The following is a 22,048-nucleotide window of genomic DNA, read 5'->3' on the forward strand; positions in this document are numbered from 1 at the left end:
GCGGCTGTCGGTCAGTCACGTTCGCCGCCCAGGGCCATCCGGACGAGGTCGTCGACGGCCATGGCATTGATGTCGGCGGCGGGGGCCGGTGCTTCCGACCGGTCGGCGAGGTCCAGGAGCGCGTCGAGGAGCCCGGCCCGGCGCAGGGCGGCGGGTGGGATCGCGGCGAGCAGGGAGCTGATCTCGTGGTCCGCGCGGTCCGTCCGGCCCGCCGTTCCGGTGGCCTTCCCGGTGGCGGCGGGGCCGCCCGGCCCGTCGGGGACCAGGCGCCCGGCGAGGTAGGCGGCGACGGCGGCCGGGGTGGGGTGGTCGAAGACCAGGGTCGCGGGCAGCCGGCGGCCGGTGGCGGCGCCGAGCCGGTTGCGGAGCTCGACGGAGGTGAGCGAGTCGAAGCCGAGGTCCTTGAACGCCTGGTCCGGGTCGACGGCCCCGGCCCCGCCGTGGCCGAGGACGTCCGCGGCCCGGCTCCGCACCAGGTCGAGCAGGGTGGCGAGGCGTTCCTCCGGGGCGAGGTCGGTCAGCCGGCGGCGCAGCGAGTCCGCCTCGGCGGCGTCCGCCCCGGAGGCGGGACGGCGGGCGGCCCCGGGGACCAGGGCGGAGAGCAGGGCCGGGACGGGCCCGGTCCGGGCCGCCGTCCGGAGCCGGCCGAGGTCGATCCGGACCGGGACGAGCAGCGGTTCGTCCAGGGTGAGCGCCGCGTCGAACAGGGCCAGGCCCTCTTCGCTGTCGATGGCCGCGGTGCCTCCCCGGGACATCCGCCGCAGGTCGGCGGCGCTGAGCGTGCCGGTCATGGTGCTGCGGCGCGCCCACAGGCCCCAGGCGAGCGACTGGGCCGGCAGGTGCAGGGCACGCCGGTGCTGGGCGAGCGCGTCGAGGAAGGCGTTGGCGGCCGCGTAGTTTCCCTGCCCGGCGTTGCCGACCGTGGCGGACGCGGAGGAGAACAGGACGAAGGCCTCCAGCGGCAGGTCACGGGTGAGGGCGTGCAGGTTGAGGGCCGCGTCGACCTTGGGCCGCAGGACGTGGCGCATCCGGTCGGGGGTCAGCGACTCGACCATCCCGTCGTCCAGGACGCCGGCCGCGTGGACGACCGCGCTCAGCGGACGGTCGGCGGGGATCCCGGCGAGCAGGGCGGCGAGCGCGTCCCGGTCGGCGACGTCACAGGCCGCCACGTCCACCCGGGCGCCGCGTCCGCACAGTTCGGCAGCGAGGTCGGCCAGGCCCGGGGCGTCGGCGCCGCGCCGGCCGACGAGCAGCAGGTTCCGTACGCCGTGCGCGGTCACCAGGTGCTGGGCCACCAGGCCGCCGAGCGCGCCGCCGGCCCCGGTGACCAGGACGGTTCCGCCAGCCGCGCCGATACCGGACGAGGTGTCCGGGTCCGCCGGGACGATGGCCCTGGTGAGGCGGGCGGCGAGGAGCCGTCCGGCGCGGATCGCCAGTTGGGGTTCCGCTCCGGCCAGCGCCTCGGGCAGCAGGTCGGCCACGGCTGCCGGGTCGTCGGTGTCGATCAGCAGGAAGCGGTCCGGGTGCTCGGACTGGGCGGAGCGGACGAGGCCGCGGACCGCCGCGCCGGTGAGGTCGGTGACCTCCTCGCCGGCCGCCGTGGAGACCGCGCCCCGGGTGACGAGCACGAGCCGGGTGCCGTCGTCCCAGCGGGGGTCGGCCAGCCAGTCCTGGACGAGCCGCAGGGCGTCGTCCAGCGCGGTGTGCACGGAGGCGGCGTCGGGCGGGGACGGGAGGTCCGGGGTGTGGTCGCACCAGGCCAGCACCGCGGCGGGCGACGGCGCTCCCCCGTCCAGCGCGGCGCCGAGCGCGGCCAGGTCCGGATGGCTGTCCGGGAAGAGCTCCCGGCCGCCGAGGACGGCCCAGGCCCCGAGGGGGGCGGCGGGTGCGGTGGCGGGCGCCGTCGACCACTGCAACCGGTAGAGCGACTCCGGGCCGCCGGCGGGGCGGAGGGCGTCGAGGTCGATCGGGCGGACGGCGAGCGCCTCGACCGACACCACCGGGAGGCCGTGCGGGTCGGTCGCGTCGATCGACACCGATCCGTCCGGCCGGAAGCCGAGCCGCACCCTGAGCGCGGTGGCTCCGGTGGCGTGCAGCCTGACCCCGCTCCAGGAGAACGGCAGTCCGGCGGACGGCCGGTCCGGGCCCGGCCCGGTCTCCGGCTCGGCGCTCAGGAACAGCCCCTGGAGGGCGGCGTCCAGGAGCGCGGGGTGCACGCCGAAGGCGGCGGCGGACCGGTTCCGGTCCTCGGGCAGGCACACCTCGGTGAAGATCTCGTCGCCCCGGCGCCAGGCGGTGGTGAGCCCGCGGAAGGCGGGTCCGTAGCCGTAACCGGAGGCGTCGAACCGCTCGTACAGGTCGTCGACGGGGATCGGGACGGCGCCGGGCGGGGGCCAGGAACCGGCGTCGTCCGGAACGAGTGCCGGCGACGGTGTGCGGGTCGCGGCGTCGGCGGTGAGCCGACCGGTCGCGTGCGCGGTCCACTGCGGGGTCGCCGCGTCCTCCCGGCAGGAGAACAGGTCCAGCGAGCGGCCGCCGTGCACGTCCGCGGCTCCGACCCGCACTTGCAGGCGGACGGCGGTGTCGGCGGGTATCAACAGCGGCTGCTGGAGCGTCAGTTCCTCCACCGCGTGGCATCCGGCCTCGTCCGCGGCGCGTACGGCGAGTTCCGCGAAGGCCGCGCCGGGCAGCAGGACCGCACCGGCCACGGCGTGGTCGGCGAGCCAGGGGTGGGTCCGCAGCGAGATCCGGCCGCTGAGCAGCAGCTCACCCGTGTCGGCCAGCTCGACGGCCGCCCCGAGGAGGGGGTGGGAGGCCGGGTCGAGCCCGGCCGAGCCCACATCGGCCACCGTGGCGGGCGCCGGCTCGGGCCAGTAGCGGGTGCGCTGGAAGGCGTACGTCGGCAGTTCCACGCGCCGAGCGCCCGGGAACGCCGTGGACCAGTCCACCTCCAGCCCGCGCTCCCAGCCGCGCCCGACCGCACGCAGCACCTGCGCCAGGCCACCCTCACCGCGACGCAACGTCCCCAGCGCCACGGCATCCACGCCCGCGGCCTCCACCGACTCCCCCACCGCCACACCCAGCACCGCATGCGGGCTGGACTCGACGAAGAACCGGAAACCCTCCCCCAGCAACGCCTCCGTGGCGTTCGCGAACTCGACCGTCTCCCGCAGGTTCCGGTACCAGTACTCGGCGTCGAGCGACTTCGTGTCCAGCCAACTACCCGTCACCGTCGAGAAGAACGGCACTGAGCCCGAGAGAGGGGTGAGACCGTCCAGGTCGGACAGCAAGCGCTCACGGATCTCCTCCACGTGCACGGAGTGCGACGCGTAGTCGACCTCGATCAGACGCGCCCGCACACCCTCCGCGACCAACGCGTCGACGAACTCCGCGACCGCGTCCGCGTCACCCGACACCACCGTCGACGACGGGCCATTGACGGCAGCCACCGACAGCCGACCCAGGCGATCCCGCACCACGTCCACCGGCAACGGCACCGACGCCATGCCACCACGACCGGCCAACGCCCCGATCACACGGGACCGCAGCGCAACCACCCGCGCCCCGTCCTCCAGACTCAGACCACCCGCCACGCACGCGGCAGCGATCTCACCCTGCGAGTGGCCCACCACCGCGTCCGGAACGACACCGAACGAACGCCACACCTCGGCCAGCGACACCATCACCGCCCACAGCACCGGCTGCACCACATCCACCCGAGCCAACAGCGCCTCCGAACCCAGCGCCTCCACCAACGACCAGTCGACATACGGCGCAAGCGCCCGCTCGCACTCCGCCATCCGCCCGGCGAACACCTCCGACCCGGACAGCAGCTCCACGGCCATCCCGACCCACTGCGAACCCTGACCCGGGAACACCAGCACCGAACGGCCGTCGACCGGGCGACCGCCGTCCCACGCCCCCGAGTCGTCGTCGGCCATCCGGCCCAGCAGGGTGTGGAGCTCGTCCCGGTTCCCGACCAGTGCCTTCCGGTACTCGAAGGCGGTGCGCGCGTGCAGGGCGGACCCGATGTCGCGCGCGTCGGACCCGGGGTCGCCGTCCAGGTGGCGGCGCAGCCGGTCGGCCTGGGAGCGCAGTGCCTGCGGGCTCCTCGCCGACAGCAGCCAGGGCACCTCCGGCACGGGGGTGCGCTCGGCCGGCGGGCCGTCGTTCTCCAGGGGGGTGTGTTCGAGGATGGTGTGGACGTTGGTGCCGCTCAGGCCGAAGGAGGACACACCGGCCCGGAAGGGGCGGCCGTGCTGCGGCCAGGGCTGCTGCTCGGTCGCGAGGGCCAGCGCTCCGCGCGTCCAGTCGACGTGGCCGGAGGGCCTGCCGACGTGCAGGGTGCGGGGCACCTGCCCGTGCTGCATGGACAGCACCGTCTTGATGACCCCCGCCACGCCCGACGCCGCCTGGGCGTGGCCGAGGTTGGACTTGAGGGATCCGAGCAGCAGGGGCTGTTCGGCGGGCCGGTCCTGGCCGTACGTGGCCAGCAGGGCCTGCGCCTCGATCGGGTCGCCGAGGGTGGTGCCGGTGCCGTGCGCCTCCACCACGTCCACCTCGGACGCCGTCAGACCCGCGTCCGCCAGCGCCGCCCGGATCACCCGCTGCTGCGACGGACCGTTGGGGGCGGAGAGCCCGTTGCTCGCGCCGTCCTGGTTGATCGCCGATCCACGGACGACCGCCAGTACCGGGTGCCCGTTGCGGCGGGCGTCCGACAGCCGCTCCAGCAGCAGGACGCCGACTCCTTCGCCCATGCCCATGCCGTCCGCGTCGTCCGAGAAGGCCTTGCAGCGGCCGTCCTCGGCGAGTCCCCGCTGACGGGAGAAGCTGATCAGGGCACCGGGGGTCGCCATCAGGGCGACGCCGCCGACCAGGGCGAGCGAGCAGTCGCCGCCGCGCAGCGCACGGCCGGCGTAGTGCATGGCGACGAGGGAGGAGGAGCAGGCCGTGTCGACGGTCACCGCGGGGCCTTCGAGGCCCAGGGTGTAGGCGACCCGGCCGGAGACGACGCTGGGTGCGCTGCCGGTGAGCAGGTGGCCGTCCCCTTCCTCGGACTGGGCGACCACGGCCGCGTAGTCGGCGTAGTTGACGCCGGTGAACACGCCGGTGCGGCTGCCGCGCAGGGCGACCGGGTCGATGGCGGCGCGTTCGATCGCCTCCCAGGTGGTCTCCAGCAGCAGCCGCTGCTGCGGGTCCATGGCGAGCGCCTCGCGCGGCGAGATCCCGAAGAACTCGGCGTCGAAGTCGGCCGCGTCGTGCAGGAAGCCGCCCCGCCGGGTGGTCGAGGTGCCTGGGCGGTCGGGGTCGGGGTCGTAGAGGGCTTCGAGGTCCCAGCCGCGGTCGGTGGGGAAGTCCGAGACGGCGTCGCCGCCGTCGGCGAGCAGGCGCCACAGGTCTTCGGGGGTGCCGATGCCGCCGGGGAAGCGGCAGGCCATGGACACGATCGCGATCGGCTCGTCGTCGGACGCGGGCGGCTGCGCGGCGCTGACAGGGCCGACGGAGGCCGGCTCGACGGCCTGCCGGCCGAGCAGTTCGGCGCGGATCTCCCGGGCGAGCGCGGTGGACGACGGGTGGTCGAAGATCAGGGTGGACGGCAGCCGCAGTCCGGTGGCGGTGTTGAGCCGGTTGCGGAGTTCGACCGCGGTGAGGGAGGCGAAGCCCAGGTCCTGGAAGGCCGTGCCGGGCCGGATCGCGTCCGCCCCGGAGTGGCCGAGGACGGCTGCCGCGTGGGTGCGGACCAGGTCGAGCAGCAGGCGGTGCTGTTCGGATTCGCCGAGGGCGGCGAGCCGTTCGCGCAGCTGTGCGGCGGCGGGCGCCACCGTGTCGCCGGCCGGGGCCTCCAGGGCGCGGCGGGCTTCGGGGACGCCGGTCAGCAGCGGGCTGGGGCGGGTGGAGGTGAAGACGGCGGCGAACCGTTCCCAGTCGACGTCCGCGACGGCGAGCACGGTCTCGTCGTCGTCCAGGGCCTGGCGCAGCGCGTGCAGCGCGAGGTCGGGGGCGATCCGGGGCAGGCCGTGCTCCTCCAGTTTGAACAGGTCGGCGTCGGCTCCGGCGACGCGGTCCTGGTAGGGGTTCTCGGCCTGCCAGATGCCCCAGTCGACGGTGGTGGCGGTGAGGCCGCGGGCCCGGCGGTGCTGGGCCAGCGCGTCGAGGTAGGCGTTGGCCGCGGCGTAGGCGCCGTGGTCGCCGCTGCCCCAGACTCCGGCGATCGAGGAGAACAGCACGAAGGCGTCGAGTTCGCGGTCGAGCAGGGCGTCGAGGTGTTCGGCGCCGGCGGCCTTGGCGGCGACGATCTGTTCGAACGCGGACATCGGCGTGCCGTCCAGGGGGGCGAGCGCGACGAAGGCGGCCGCGTGGACGACCGCGGTGACCGGGTCGCCCGCCGTCTCCAGGCCGGTGAGCAGTGCCTCGACGGCCTGCCGGTCCGCCAGGTCGCAGACGGGCATGGTCAGCCGGACGCCGAGGGCGGCCAGTTCCGCGGCGAGTTCGGCCGCGCCGGGCGCCTGGGGGCCGCGGCGGCCGGGGAGGACGAGGTGGGTGGCGCCGCTGCGGGCCAGCCAGCGGGCGAGGTGCGGGCCGACGGCCCCGGTGCCACCGGTCAGCAGGACGGTGCCGCGGGGCTTCCAGTGCTGCGCACGGCTCTCGTTGCGGCCCTCGTTCCGGGGGGCGCGCCGGAGGCGGCGGGCCAGCAGGCCGGTGGGGCGCAGGGCGAGTTGGTCCTCGCGGCCGGGGGCGGAGGCCGTCAGTACGGCGGCGAGCCGGGTCCGGGCGCGGGCGTCGAGGTCCGGCGGCAGGTCGATGAGTCCGCCCCAGCGGGCGGACAGTTCGAGCGCGGCCACCAGTCCGGTGCCCCAGACCAGTGCCTGGCGGGGGTGGGTGACCGGGTCGTCCGGGCCCGTCGACACGGCCCCGGCGGTGGCGCACCAGAGGGGCGCCGTGAGGGCGAGGTCGCCCAGGGCCTGCACCAGGGCGACGGTGAGTGCCGTCCCGGTGGGCAGGGCCGGGTGGTCGGGGTGGGGCCGGTCGGCGGCGGCCAGCAGCGACAGCACTCCCGTCGGGACGCGGTCGCCGAGGGCGGTGGCGAGCGTGTCCGCGAGGTCCGTGCGGCGGACGGCGTCGGCCGTGAGCTCGGCCGTGACGACGGTGGCGCCCGCTTCGGTGAGGGCGAGCAGCGGGCCGCGCACCCGGGCGTCGTCGTGGTGTCCGGCGGGCAGGACGACCAGCCAGGTGCCGGCGGCGGCGGGGGCGGCGGCCGGCGGGTCGGGCAGGGGCTGCCAGCCGATGCGGTAGCGCCAGGAGTCGATGACGCTCTCGTCGCGCCGCTGCTTGCGCCAGCCGCGCAGGGCCGGCAGGACGGGGGTGAGTGCGTCCTCGTCGACGGCGAGGTGGGCGGCGATCTCGGCCGGGGCCTCGTGGTCGACCATGTGCCAGAAGGCCGTGTCGTGCGGGTCGGCGGCCGACCCGGTGTCCGGCAGCGCCTCCGGCTCCAGCCAGTAGCGCCGCAGCTGGAAGGGGTACCCGGGCAGGGCGGTCGGGCGGGCGCCGGTGTCGGCGTACACCGCGGACCAGTCGACGGCCGCGCCCGCCACCCACAGTTCGGCGGCCGAGCGCAGGGCCCGGCGCAGTCCGCCGTCGTCGCGGCGCAGGGTGCCGACGACCACGGGCGGTTCCTCGGCGCCGGTGGCCTCGACGGTGTCCTGGAGGGCCATGGTCAGCACCGGGTGCGGCGACACCTCGACGAAGACCTCGTGGCCCTGCTCGACCAGGGAGCGCACGGCCGCGTCGAAGCGGACGGTCCCGCGGAGGTTGCGGTACCAGTAGTCGGCGTCCATGGCGGTGGTGTCGAGCCGGTCGCCGGTGACGGTGGAGAACAGCGGGATCCGGGCCGGGAGCGGGCGTACGTCGGCCAGTGCGGCCAGCACCTCGGACCTGATCCGTTCGACCTGGGCCGAGTGCGAGGCGTAGTCCACCGGCACGGACCGGGCCCGCACGCCCTGTGCGGCGCAGTGGGCGAGCAGTTCGGCCAGGGCCTCGGTCTCCCCCGAGACCACCACGGCGGCGGGCCCGTTGACGGCGGCCACCGACAGCTTCCCGGCCCAGGGGGCGAGCTCGGCGCGGACCCGGTCCTCGGGCAGGGGCACCGCGACCATGCCGCCGAGTCCGGCCAGCGCCCGGATCGCCCGGCTGCGCAGGGCGACGACCTTCGCCCCGTCCTCCAGGCTCAGCGCTCCCGCCACCACGGCGGCGGCGATCTCGCCCTGTGAGTGGCCGACCACGGCGTCCGGCCGGACTCCCCAGGACTCCCAGTGCGCGGCCAGTGCCACCATCACCGCCCACAGCACCGGCTGCACCACGTCGACGTGTTCCAGTGAGGGCGCGCCGGGGGCGCCGCACAGGACGCCTTCCAAGGACCAGTCGACGTGGGTGGAGAGAGCAGTGCCACACGCGGCGAGGCGGTCCCGGAAGACGGGGCTGGTGGCGAGCAGGTCCCGGGCCATGCCGTCCCACTGGGAGCCCTGGCCGGGGAACACCAGGGCCGTCCGGCCCTCGACGACCCGGCCGGTGCCCACGACGACGTCGGCGGGGGCGGTGGGGAGGTCCGTACCGGGTCCGGACAGGGCGGCGAGCCCGTCCAGCAGTGCGTGCTGCCCGTCGCCGATCACCACGGCCCGGTGTTCGAAGGCGGACCGGGTGGTCGCCAACGAGAACCCGATGTCGGCCGGCCGGGCGGGCGCGTCCGCGGCGAGCCGGGCGCGCAGCCGGGCCGCCTGGTCCCCGAGCGCGGCCGCGGTGCGGCCGGACAGCACCCAGGGCAGCACGGCCCCGGGCGCCGCTTCCGGCCGGTCCGCCGGTTCCGGCTCCGGCGCCTGTTCGAGGACGACGTGCGCGTTGGTGCCGCTCATGCCGAACGAGGACACCCCGGCCCGGCGCGGCCGGTCGACGGCGGGCCAGTCGCGGGCCTCGGTGAGGAGTTCGACGGCGCCCGAGGACCAGTCGGCGTGCGGGGTGGGCGCGTCCACGTGCAGGGTGCGCGGCAGGACGCCGTGCCGCAGCGCGAGGACCGTCTTGATGACCCCGGCGACCCCGGCGGCGGCCTGGGTGTGCCCGATGTTCGACTTCAGCGACCCGAGCCAGAGCGGACGCCCGGCGGGCCGGTCCTGGCCGTAGGTGGCCAGCAGCGCGTCGGCCTCGATCGGGTCGCCGAGGGTGGTGCCGGTGCCGTGCGCCTCCACCGCGTCCACCTCGGACGCCGTCAGCCCCGCGTCGGCCAGCGCCGCCCGGATCACCCGCTGCTGGGAGGGGCCGTTGGGGGCGGTCAGGCCGTTGCTGGCGCCGTCCTGGTTGATCGCCGAACCGCGCAGCACGGCCAGCACCGTACGGCCGTTGCGGCGCGCGTCCGACAGCCGCTCCAGCAGCAGCATGCCCACGCCCTCGCCCCAGCCGGTGCCGTCCGCGGCCGCCGCGAACGGCTTGCAGCGGCCGTCGGGGGACATCGCGCCCTGCCGGCTGAACTCGACGAACACCGCCGGCAGCGCCATCACGCTGACCCCGCCGGCGAGGGCGAGCGAGCACTCGCCGGCCCGCAGCGCCCGCGCCGCGAGGTGCAGCGCCACCAGCGAGGACGAGCAGGCGGTGTCCACGGTGACGGCGGGGCCTTCGAGGCCGAGCGCGTAGGACACCCGCCCGGACATCACGCTCATCGAGTTCCCCGTCATCAGGAACCCCTGGACGGCTTCGGCGGCGCCGGAGCCCAGCGTCGCGTAGCCCTCGTCGACGGCCGCGGCGTACACCCCGGTGCGGCTGCCCCGCAGGGTGAGCGGGTCGATGCCGGCCTGCTCGACGGCCTCCCAGGCCGTCATCAGCAGCAGCCGCTGCTGCGGGTCCATGGCAAGCGCCTCACGGGGCGAGATGCCGAAGAACTCCGGGTCGAAGTCCGCCGCGCCGTCCAGGAACGCCCCCCGCCCGGGGATCGTGCCGCCGGACGGCCAGGCGCGCTCCCAGCCCCGGTCGCCGGGGACGGGCGCGCTGGTGTCGCGGCCCTCGGCGAGCAGGTCCCACAGCTCCTCCGGGGTGCGGACCCCGCCGGGGAAGCGGCAGCTCATCGCCACGATCGCGATCGGCTCGCTCAGGCGGGCCTCGGCCTCCCGGAGCCGCTGCCGGGTGTCCCGGAGGTCGATGGTCACCCGGTTGAGGTAGTCGCGCATCCTCTGGTCGCTCACTGGACACCGCTGCTTTCGTCTCGGGCTGCTCGGGTCTCGTCCCGAAGGACGCGGGGGTCGCGGGGGGCGCGGGCCGGTGCCCTGGTCATGCGGACCCCAACTGCCGGTCGAGGTACTCGAACATCTCGTCGTCGCTGGCCGCCTCGATCAGGTCGGGAGCCAGGTCGTCCGGGTCGTCCGCGGGGCGGACGGCGGCCGGTGTCCCGCCGGGCAGCGGGCGGGACAGCACGTCCCGGATCCGGGCGGCGAGCTCGTCGCTGACGCCGTCCGGCGGCAGGGCGTCGAGCAGGGTCTCCAGGGCGTCGAGCCCGGCCCGGACCGCTTCGTCGCCGGTCGGACGGGCGGCGCCGGCCCGCTCGGCGAGGTGGCGGGCCAGGGCCTCCGGGGTGGGGTGGTCGAAGACGAGCGCGGCCGGCAGCCGCAGCCCGGTCGAGGACGCCAGCCGGTTGCGCAGTTCGACCCCGGTGAGGGAGTCGAAGCCGACGTCCTTGAACGGGCGGGCCGGGCGGACCAGGTTCGGCGAGCTGTGGCCGAGCACCGCCGCGGCGGTGCCGCGCACCAGGTCGAGCAGGGTCCGGTACAGCTCGGCCTCGGGCAGCTCGGCGAGCTGCCGCGCCATCGAGCGGGCCGGCCCCTCCGCGGCGGCGGCGGTCCGGGCCGGCCGGACCAGGCCGCGGAGCACGGCGGGCAGCCGGTCGTCCGCCCGCAGCACGGACGGGGCGATCCTGGCCGCGAGCCGGTAGGCGTACGGGGAGTCGAGCGCCGCGTCGAACAGGGCGAGGCCCTCCGCCGAGGTCAGCGCGCCCGCCCCGGCGCCCCGGCCCGGGGCGACCGCCGCGGTCATCCCGCTGCGCTCATCCCACAGGCCCCAGCCGATGGACAGGCCGGGCAGCCCCTCGGCCCGGCGTTCGGCGGCGAGGGCGTCGAGGACCGCGTTGGCGGCGGCGTAGTTCGCCTGCCCGGCCGCGCCGAACTGGGCGGCGCCCGAGGAGAACAGGACCAGCGCCGCGAGGTCGAGGTCCCGGGTGAGTTCGTGCAGGGCCAGCGCCGCGTCCGCCTTGGGCCGCAGGACGCGGTCGAGCCGGTCCGGGGTCAGCCCGGCGATCGTGGCGTCGTCCAGGACGCCGGCCGCGTGGACGACGGCGGTCAACGGGTGCGCGGCGGGCACCGACCCGAGCAGGGCGGCGAGCGCGTCCCGGTCGGCGACGTCGCAGGCCGCGACGGTCACCGATGCGCCGAGCCCGGTCAGTTCCCGGACCAGTTCCGGCATCCCGTCGGCGGATTCGCCCCGACGGCCCGCCAGCAGCAGGTGCCGGGTGCCGTGCGCGACGACCAGGTGCCGGGCCAGCAGCCGTCCCAGGGTGCCGGTGGCCCCGGTGACCAGGACGGTCCCCTCGGGGTCCGGCCGGGCGGGCAGCAGCAGGACGTTCTTGCCGACGCCCCGGGCCTGGCTGAGCGAGCGCAGCGCGGCCGGGGCCTGCCGGACGTCCCACCCGGTGACGGGCAGGGGACGCAGCACTCCCCGCTCGAACAGGTCCAGGATCTCGGCGAGCATCTCGCCGATGCGCTGCGGACCGGCCTCCATCAGGTCGAACGCCCGGTAGCGCACCCCGGGGTACTGCCGGGCGACCGCCTCGGGGTCGCGGACGTCCGTCTTGCCCATCTCCACGAACCGGCCGCCGTTCGGCAGCAGCCGCAGGCCGGCGTCGACGAACTCCCGCGCCAGGCTGTCGAGCACCAGGTCGACGCCCTGCCCGCCGGTGGCCGTCAGGAACGTCTCGGCGAAGTCGGTGGTGCGGGACGAGGCGATCTGCGCGGCGTCCAGTCCACCGGCCCGCAGGACGTCCCACTTGGCGGGGGACGCCGTCGCGAACACCCGCGCACCGGCGTGCCGGGCGAGTTGCACCGCCGCCATGCCGACGCCGCCGGCCGCGGCGTGGACCAGGACCGACTCCCCGCGCTGCAGTCCGCCGAGGTCGAACAGGCCGTAGTGGGCGGTGAGGAACACCACCGGCACGGACGCCGCGCGGGCGAAGGACCAGCCGGCCGGTATCCGGGCGACGGTGCGGCGGTCGGCGACGGCCGTCGGGCCGAACGCGCCCGCGAAGATCCCCATCACCCGGTCCCCGGGCGCCAGGTCGTCGACGCCCGGGCCCACCTCGATGACGGTGCCGGCGCCCTCGCTGCCCAGGCCCTGCTGTTCGGGGTCGGGGTCCAGGCCGAGCGCGGCGATGACGTCGTGGAAGTTCAGCCCGGCGGCGCGCACCGCGATCCGCACCTCGCCCCTGCCCAGCGGGGCGAGGGCCGCGGGGGCGGGCTCCGCCACGATGTCCTCCGGGGAGCCCTGACCGTCGCTGGTGAGCCGCCAAGCGGCGCCGTCCGGCAGGGACAGCGTGCCGTCCGGCCGTCCGCCGCGGACCAGCCGCGGCAGCAGCGGCGGGCCGGTCCGCAGCGCCAGTTCGGATTCCCCGGCGGCGAGCGCCGCGGGCAGGGCCTCGGCCGGTTCGGCGGTCCCGGCCGCGTCGATGAGGACGAAGCGCCCGGGGTTCTCGGCCCGCGCGCTGCGCACCAGGCCCCACAGGGCGGCCTGGGCGGGATCGACGGGACGGTCGACCGGTCCGGTGCGGACGGCGTCCCTGGTGAGCAGGGCCAGCCTGGCCGCGGCGAACCGCTCGTCGGCCAGCCACTGCTGCACCAGGGCGAGGCCCTGGTGCGCGGTGGCGCGGACCCGGTCGGCGGGGTCGGGCAGGTCGGCGGTGGCGACGGCCGCCACGATCACCTCGGGGAGGGCGGCGCCCGCGCCGAGGTCGGCACCCAGGGCGTCGAGGTCCGGCCAGGACACGGCGGCACCGGGGACGGCGCCGCCGAGGGCGGCCCAGGTCGGCACGGCGGCGTCGGCCGGGTCGGTGGCCGGGGTCCAGTCGAGGCGGTACAGCAGGTCGGCGTGAGCAGCCCCGGCCAACGGCCCGTTCGCGGCCGGCGGCCGCAGCAGCAGGCCCTGTACGCCGATCACCTGCCGTCCGGACAGGTCGTGGGCGTGCAGGCTCACGGCGTCCGGCGCGTCGGCGGCGAGCCGCACGCGCAGCGTGGTGGCCCCGGTGATCCCGCTGGTCACCCCGTTCCAGCTGAACGGCAGCCGGGCCCCGCCGTCCTGGTCGGGCAGCAGCGCGGCGGTCTGGAGCGCCGCGTCCAGCAGCGCGGGGTGCAGCACGCATCCGGCGGCGTCGGCGTGCTGCTGTTCCGGCAGCACCACCTCGGCGAACACCTCGCCGCCGCGGAGCCACGCGGCACGGATGCCGCGGAAGGCGGGGCCGTAGTGGTAGCCGGCCTCGGCGAAGCGCTCGTAGAGGTCGCCGGTGTCCACGGGTTCGGCACCGGACGGCGGCCAGCTCAGCAGACCGGCCGCGGTTCCGGCCGGGTCCCCGGCGGGCCGGGGTGCCAGGGTGCCGGTGGCGTGCTCGGTCCAGGGCGCGTCGGCGTCCCGCGTCGTCCGGGCGAACACGCTCAGCCTCCGCCGGCCGTCGCCGTCGGGCCCGCCGACCCGGAGCTGCAGGTGGGCGGCGTCCTCGTCCGGGAGCACGAGCGCCGATCCGAGGGTGAGTTCCTCGACCACCGGGCAGTCCGCCTCGGCCCCGGCGCGCAGCGCGAGTTCGAGGAACGCCGTGCCCGAGAGGAGCACGACGCCCGACACGGCGTGGTCGGCGAGCCAGGGGTGGGTGCGCAGCGAGATCCGGCCGCTGAGCAGCAGCTCACCGGAGTCCGCGACCTGCATCGCCGCACCGAGCAGCGGGTGCCCGGTCGTGGCGAGCCCCGCCGAGGCGACGTCCTGGCTCGTGGTCGGCACGTCGAGCCAGTAGCGGGTGCGCTGGAAGGCGTACGTCGGCAGCTCCACGCGCCGAGCGCCCGGGAACGCCGTGGACCAGTCCACCTCCAGCCCGCGCTCCCAGCCGCGCCCGACCGCACGCAGCACCTGCGCCAGGCCACCCTCACCGCGACGCAACGTCCCCAGCGCCACGGCATCCACGCCCGCGGCCTCCACCGACTCCCCCACCGCCACACCCAGCACCGCATGCGGGCTGGACTCGACGAAGAACCGGAAACCCTCCCCCAGCAACGCCTCCGTGGCGTTCGCGAACTCGACCGTCTCCCGCAGGTTCCGGTACCAGTACTCGGCGTCCAGCGACTTCGTGTCCAGCCAACTACCCGTCACTGTCGAGAAGAACGGCACTGAGCCCGAGAGAGGGGTGAGACCGTCCAGGTCGGACAGCAAGCGCTCACGGATCTCCTCCACGTGCACGGAGTGCGACGCGTAGTCGACCTCGATCAGACGCGCCCGCACACCCTCCGCGACCAACGCGTCGACGAACTCCGCGACCGCGTCCGCGTCACCCGACACCACCGTCGACGACGGGCCATTGACGGCAGCCACCGACAGTCGACCCAGGCGATCCCGCACCACGTCCACCGGCAGCGGCACCGACGCCATGCCACCGCGACCGGCCAGCGCCCCGATCACACGGGACCGCAGCGCAACCACCCGCGCCCCGTCCTCCAGACTCAGACCACCCGCCACCACGGCGGCCGCGATCTCACCCTGCGAGTGGCCGACAACCGCGTCCGGAACCACACCGAACGCACGCCACACCTCCGCCAGCGACACCATCACCGCCCACAACACCGGCTGCACCACATCCACCCGAGCCAGCAGCGCCTCCGAACCCAGCGCCTCCACCAACGACCAGTCGACATACGGCGCGAGCGCCCGCTCGCACTCCGCCATCCGCGCCGCGAACACCTCCGACCCGGACAGCAACTCCGTGGCCATCCCGACCCACTGCGAACCCTGACCCGGGAACACCAGCGCCACCCGACCGGACAGCAGCCCACCACCGACCACGGCGGTGCCCTGCGCCAGCGCGGTCAGGTGGTCGGCGAGGTTGTCCTCCGCGCCCACCAGCACCGCGCGGTGTCCCAGCGCGCTGCGGCCGGTGGCCAGGGAGAAGGCCACGTCCGCGGCGCGGACGCCCGACCCGTCCCCGATCCGGGCCGCCAGCGCTGCGGCCTGGGCGTGCAGGGCCTCGGGGGTGCGTGCCGAGAGGAGCAGGGGGACGGCGGTGGGTGCGGCCTCCGGTGTCCCGGGCTCCTCGGCGAGCGGGTCGGCCGGGGCCTGTTCGAGGATGACGTGGGCGTTGGTGCCGCTGACGCCGAAGGCGGACACGCCTGCCCGGCGCGGACGACCCGTGTCGTCCCACTCCCGGGCCTCCGTCAGCAGTCGGCCGGCGCCCGCCGACCAGTCCACCTCGGACGTCGGGCCGTCCACGTGCAGCGTCCTGGGCATCACGCCGTGCCGCAGGGCCAGCACCGACTTGATGACGCCCGCCACACCGGCGGCGGCCGAGGTGTGGCCGATGTTCGACTTCAGCGAGCCGATCCACACCGGACGGTCCGCAGGCCGGTCCTGCCCGTACGTGGCCAGCAGCGCCTGCGCCTCGATCGGGTCACCCAACCGCGTCCCCGTACCGTGCGCCTCCACCACGTCCACGTCCGACGCGGTCAGACCCGCGTCCGCCAGCGCCGCCCGGATCACCCGCTGCTGCGACGGACCGTTGGGGGCGGTCAGGCCATTGCTGGCGCCGTCCTGGTTGATCGCCGAACCGCGCACCACCGCCAGCACCGGGTGCCCGTTGCGCCGCGCGTCCGACAGCCGCTCCAGCAGCAGCATGCCCACGCCCTCGCCGAAGGCGGTTCCGTCGGCGGCCGCGGCGAAGGACTTGCAGCGGCCGTCCGGGGCGAGTCCGCCCTGCCGGCTGAACTCGACGAACAGTTCGGGGCTGCACATCACGTTGACGCCGCCGGCCAGGGCCAGCGAGCACTCGCCGGAGCGCAGCGCCCGGACCGCGAGGTGCAGCGACACCAGCGAGGACGAGCAGGCCGTGTCCACGGTGACCGCAGGGCCTTCCAGGCCGAAGAAGTAGGCCAGGCGTCCGGAGACGATGCTTCCCGAGTTCCCGGTGCCGAGGAATCCCTCGACGTCCTCGGGGATGTAGGGCAGCAGCCGGGCGGCGTAGTCCTGCTGCATCAGGCCGACGTACGTGCCAACCGGGGCGCCGCGCAGGGTGGACGGGTCGATGGCCGCGCGTTCGAAGAGCTCCCAGGTGGTCTCCAGCAGCAGCCGCTGCTGGGGGTCCATGGCCAGTGCCTCGCGCGGCGAGATGCCGAAGAACTCGGCGTCGAAGTCGGCCGCGTCGTGCAGGAAGCCGCCGTGCCGGGTGATGGAGGTGCCGACGCGGTCGGGGTCGGGGTCGTAGAGCGCGTCCGGGTTCCAGCCCCGGTCGGTGGGGAACTCGGAGATGCCGTCGCGGCCCTCGGCCAGCATCCGCCACAGCTCCTCGGGCGAGCGGACGCCTCCGGGCAGGCGGCAGGCCGCGGCGACGATCGCGATCCGGTCGTCGTCCGCGTCCCGGTTCCGGTCGGCGGGCACAGTGGGCACGACAGGCGTGGCCGTGTCCGTGAGTCCGGCGCCCAGGAAGGCCGCGAGCGCGGCCGGGGTCGGGTGGTCGAACACCAGGCTGGCGGGGAGCCGCAGGCCGGTGGCGGCGTTCAGGCGGTTGCGCAGTTGCACCGAGGCCAGCGAGTCGAATCCCAGCTCGCGGAAGGCCCGTCCGGCGTCGAGGGTGTCCGGGGAGGCATGGCCGAGGACAGCCGCCGCGTGGGTGCGGACGAGTTCGACGAGCAGCCGGGTCCGTCCGGTGCCGTCGAGGGCCGCGAGGCGCAGGCGCAGGGCGTTGTCGTCGGCCTCCGCCGCGGTGGCCGCGGCCGCCCGGCGCGGCGGTGTGCGCACCAGGCCGCGCAGCAGCGGCGGCAGGGTGCCGTCCGCCGCGGCGGCGCGCAGAGCAGCGGTGTCGAGGCGCATCGGGACCAGGGCGGCCCGGTCCACGGTGAGGGCGGTGTCGAGGAGGGTGAGTCCCCGCTCGGTGGAGAGCGGCGGCATCCCGGACCGGGCGAGGCGCCGTACGTCGTCCTGGTCCAGGTGTCCGGTCAGGGCGCTGGGCTGCTCCCACAGGGTCCAGGCCAGGGACTGGCCGGCCAGCCCCGCCGCCCGGCGCCGGGTGGCCAGGGCGTCGAGGAAGGCGTTGGCGGCGGCGTAGTTGGCCTGTCCGGGGCCGCCGAAGGTGCCTGCGGCCGAGGAGAACAGCACGAAGTGCGTGAGGTCGAGGCCGCGGGTCAGTTCGTCCAGGTGGAGGGCGGCGTCGACCTTGGGGCGCAGCACGGCGTCCACCCGCTCGGGGGTGAGGGCGGTGACGACGCCGTCGTCGAGGGCGCCGGCGGTGTGGACCACAGCGGTCAGCGGGTGCGCGGGCGGCAGGTCCGCGAGGACGGCGGCCAGGGCGTCCCGGTCGGCGGCGTCGCACGCGACGACGGCGGCCTCGGCTCCCAGCGCGGCGAGTTCGGCCCGCAGTTCCTCGGCTCCGGCGGCGGCCGGGCCGCTGCGGGAGAGCAGCAGCAGGTGCCGGACGCCGTGCCCGGTGACCAGGCGGCGGGCGACGTGGGAGCCGAGCAGGCCGGTGCCGCCGGTGACGAGGACCGTGCCGTCCGGGTCGAAGGCCCGGAGCGGCCCGGCCGCGTCGTCCGAGGTGTCCTGGTCGTTCCTGGGAACCCGGGCCAGTCGGGGGACGAGGACGTCGCCGCCGCGGACCGCGGACTGCGGTTCTCCCGAGGCGAGGGCCGCGGAGGTGCCGTGCTCGTCGTCGGTGTCGAGGTCGAGCAGGGCGAACCGGCCGGGGTGTTCGGACTGGGCCGAACGGATCAGGCCCCAGAGCGCGCTGTGCGCGGGATTGCGGACGTCCTCCCCTTCCCGGGCGGCGACCGCGCCCCGGGTGGCGAACACCAGGCGCGAGCCGGCGAAGCGGTCGTCGGCGAGCCAGGTCCGGACGTCGGCGAGGGCCTGGTGGACGGCCGCGCGGACCGCCGCGGCGGCGGGCTCCGCGGTCTCCGCGCAGGTGAGCAGGACCGTCTCCGGCACCGGGGCACCGGCCTCGACGGCGGCCAGCAGCGCGGCCAGGTCCCCGGTGCGCTGGGCGGGTGCGGCGGGTGCGCCGCTGCCGCGCGCGGGTGCGGCGACCCACTCCGTCGCGTAGAGGTCCCGGTGGTGGCGGCCGCTGGGGGCAGCAGCGGCGCCGATCGTGCCCGCCGGCCGCAGGACCAGCGCGTCCACGGTCGCCACGGGGGCGCCGGTCGCGTCGGCGACGGCGAGCGCCACCGCGTCGGGTCCGGCCGGGGCGAGCCGGACGCGGATCGCCCCGGCGCCGGTGGCGTGCAGGGTCACACCGTTCCAGGAGAACGGCAGCCGTCCCTCGGGGTGGGCGTCCGCGCCGGGGGTGCCGGGGACGCCGGTGGCGTGCAGGGCCGCGTCCAGCAGGGCCGGGTGCAGACCGAAGCGGGCGGCCTCGGGTGCGGGCCCGGCGGGCACGACGGCCTCCGCGAACAGTTCGTCGCCGCGCCGCCAGGCCGCGCGCAGGCCCTGGAAGGCGGGGCCGTAGGCGAATCCGCCCGCCGCGAAGCGGTCGTACAGCCCGTCGAGGGCGAGGGGTTCGGCGCCGGACGGCGGCCAGGGCATCGGCCCGGCGGCCTCGGCGCCGTCCGCGCCGTCCTGGGCCAGGATGCCTTCGGCGTGCCTGGTCCACTCGTCGTCGGGGTCGCCGTCGGCGGGTGCGTCCGGCCGGGAGTGCAGGCTGAGCGGGCGGTGGCCCCGGGAGTCGGGGGCGCCCACGGTGAGGCGCAGCACGGTGCCGCCGTGTTCGGGCAGCACCAGGGGGGCCTGGAGGGTGAGTTCCTCGACCCGGGGGCAGCCGATCCGGGCACCGGCCTGGAGCGCGAGTTCCAGGAAGGCGGTGCCCGGGAGCAGCGCCCGGCCGCCGACGGCGTGGTCGGCGAGCCACGGGTGGGTGCGGGCCGACAGGCGGCCGGTGAGGAGCAGACCGTCGCTGTCGGCGAGGACCACGACGGCGCCCAGCAGCGGGTGATCCGCGGGGGTCAGTCCGGCGGAGCCGACGTCGGCGGCGGGCGCGGCGCCGTCCTCCAGCCAGTACGGGTCGCGCTGGAAGGCGTAGGTGGGCAGTTCCACCCGGCCGGGGCGGCGGCCGGCGAAGACCGCGTCCCAGTCCGGGGCGACTCCGCGCAGGTGGAGTTCGGCCAGCGACTCGGTGAACCGGCGCAGGCCGCCGTCGTCGCGGCGCAGGGTGCCCACGGCGGTGGCGTCGGCGCCCGCGTCCTCGGCGGTCTCCAGGACGCCCACGGTGAGGACGGGGTGCGGGCTGCTCTCCAGGAGGACCTGGTAGCCGTCGGCGAGCAGGGCGCGGGTCGCCTGTTCGAACCGGACGGTCCCGCGGAGATTGCGGTACCAGTAGTCGGCGTCCAGGACGGTGGTGTCCGCCAGCAGGCCGCCGGTGAGGGTGGAGTAGAAGGGGACGGCGGAGGGGCGGGGGGTCAGTCCGTCGAGCCGGGCGAGCAGGTCGGTGCGGATGTCCTCGACGTGGACGCTGTGCGAGGCGTAGTCGACGGGGATGCGCCGGCTGCGGACGCCCAGGGCCTCCGTCCGGTCGAGGAACGCGTCGAGCGCGTCGGTGTCGCCGGAGACCACGGTGGAGTCGGGTCCGTTGACGGCGGCGACGGAGAGCCGGCCGTCCCAGGGGGCGAGGTGTTCGGCGACCTGTTCGGCGGGCAGGGCCACCGAGGCCATGCCGCCGCGGCCGGACAGCGCACGGATCGCCCGGCTGCGCAGGGCGACGACCTTCGCCCCGTCCTCCAGGCTCAGCGCTCCCGCCACCACGGCGGCGGCGATCTCGCCCTGGGAGTGGCCGACGACGGCGCCGGGGGTGATGCCGTGGGAGCGCCACAGTTCGGCCAGCGAGACCATGACGGCCCACAGCGCCGGCTGCACCACGTCGACCCGCTCGGCCGGCGGGGTGCCGGGGGCGCCGCGCAGGACGGCTTCCAGCGACCAGTCGACGAAGGGGGCCAGGGCGCGCTCGCAGTCCGCGATCCGGGCGGCGAAGGCGGGGGCGGAGTCGAGGAGTTCGACGGCCATGCCGGCCCACTGGGATCCCTGTCCGGGGAACACCAGGGCGACTTCGCCGCCGGTTCCGGCGGTGCCGAGGACCAGGCCGGGGGCGTCGAGGCCGGCCGCCAGGGCGTCCAGACCGGCCCGGAACTCGTCGGGGCGGGCGCCGATCAGGACCGCCCGGTGCTCGTGCGCGGCGCGGGTCGTCGCGAGGGCGTGGCCTACCTCGGCCGGGCCGGGTCCGGGATGGGCGTCGAGGTGGTCGCGGAGCCGTGCGGCCTGGGCGCGCAGCGCTTGCGCGGTGCGGCCGGAGAGCACCCAGGGGAGGACGGCGGGGGCGGCGGGTTCGTCGGCCTGTTCCGGAACGGGTTCGTCCGCCTGTTCCAGGACGACGTGTCCGTTGGTGCCGCTGACGCCGAAGGAGGACACCGCGGCCCGGCGCGGCCGTCCGGTCTCGGGCCAGGGGGTGTTCTCGGTGACCAGGCGCACCGCGCCCGCGGTCCAGTCGATCTGCGGGGACGGGTCCTGCGCGTGCAGGGTGGGCGGGACGGTGCCGTGCCGCATGGCGAGGACGGTCTTGATGACGCCGCCGACGCCGGCCGCCGCCTGGGTGTGCCCGATGTTCGACTTCAGCGACCCGAGCAGCAGCGGCTGCCCGTCCGCGCGGTCCTGCCCGTAGGTGGCCAGCAGGGCCTGGGCCTCGATCGGGTCGCCCAGCGGGGTGCCGGTGCCGTGCGCCTCGACCACGTCCACGTCGGCGGGGGTGAGCCCGGCGTTGGCCAGGGCGTGCCGGATGACGCGCTGCTGGGCGGGGCCGTTGGGGGCGGTGAGCCTGCTGCTGGCGCCGTCCTGGTTGACGGCGGTGCCGCGGACCAGGGCGAGCACCGGGTGGCCGCCCCGCCGGGCGTCGGAGAGGCGCTCCAGCAGGAGCATGCCGACGCCCTCGCCCCAGCCGGTGCCGTCGGCGGCGGCGGAGAAGGACTTGCACCGGCCGTCCCGGGCCAGACCGCCCTGGCGGCTCATCTCGACGAACGGGACGGGTGTCGACATGACCATCGCACCGCCGGCCAGCGCCAGGGTGCAGTCACCGGCCCGCAGGGCCTGGGCGGCGAGGTGGATGGCGACCAGCGAGGAGGAGCAGGCGGTGTCGATGCTGACCGCCGGGCCCTCCAGGCCGAAGGTGTAGGCGACACGGCCCGAGGCGACGCTGTCGGAGCTGCCGTTGCCGACGTAGCCGGCCACGTCGTCGGGGACGTGGCGCAGCCGTACCGCGTAGTCCTGGTACATCACTCCGGCGAAGACGCCGGTCCTGCTGCCCCGCAGGGTCGCGGGGTCGATGCCGGCCCGTTCGAACGCCTCCCAGGTGGTCTCCAGGAGCAGCCGCTGCTGCGGGTCCATCGCGAGCGCCTCGCGCGGCGAGATCCCGAAGAATCCGGGGTCGAAGTGCCCGACGTCGTCGAGGAAGCCGCCCAGGGCGGTGTGGCTGGTGCCTTCGCGCAGCTGTTCCGGGTCGTCCAGGTGGTCCAGGTCCCAGCCCCGGTCGGCGGGGAAGCCGGTGATGGCGTCGGTGCCGTCGGTGACCAGGCGCCACAGGTCCTCGGGGGACCGTACGCCGCCGGGGTAGCGGCAGCTCATCGCGACGACCGCGATCGGTTCGCGGCTCGCCTCCTCGGCCTCGGTCAGGCGCCGGCGGGTGTGGTGCAGGTCCGCCGTCACGCGCTTGAGGTAGTCCCTCAGCTTGTCGTCGTTCACCATCGGGATTCGC

Annotated in this window: 2 protein-coding genes; both read right to left on the reverse strand. The window is 76.1% G+C overall.

Annotated features, from left to right (window positions below; all coding sequences use genetic code 11):
• Positions 1–11 precede the first annotated feature (11 nt).
• Positions 12–10,223 carry a type I polyketide synthase gene (locus ACI1MP_RS34220; protein WP_404870389.1) on the reverse strand — a complete coding sequence of 3,404 codons (10,212 nt, stop codon included), beginning with the start codon at positions 10,221–10,223 and terminating at the stop codon, positions 12–14.
• Positions 10,224–10,308: 85 nt separating this feature from the next.
• Positions 10,309–22,035, reverse strand: a complete 11,727-nt coding sequence (locus ACI1MP_RS34225; protein ID WP_404870873.1) for an SDR family NAD(P)-dependent oxidoreductase — start codon at positions 22,033–22,035, stop codon at positions 10,309–10,311.
• Between the last annotated feature and the right edge of the window lie 13 nt (positions 22,036–22,048).

The organism is Kitasatospora griseola (genome assembly GCF_044999035.1).
Classification (GTDB): Bacteria; Actinomycetota; Actinomycetes; order Streptomycetales; family Streptomycetaceae; genus Kitasatospora; species Kitasatospora griseola.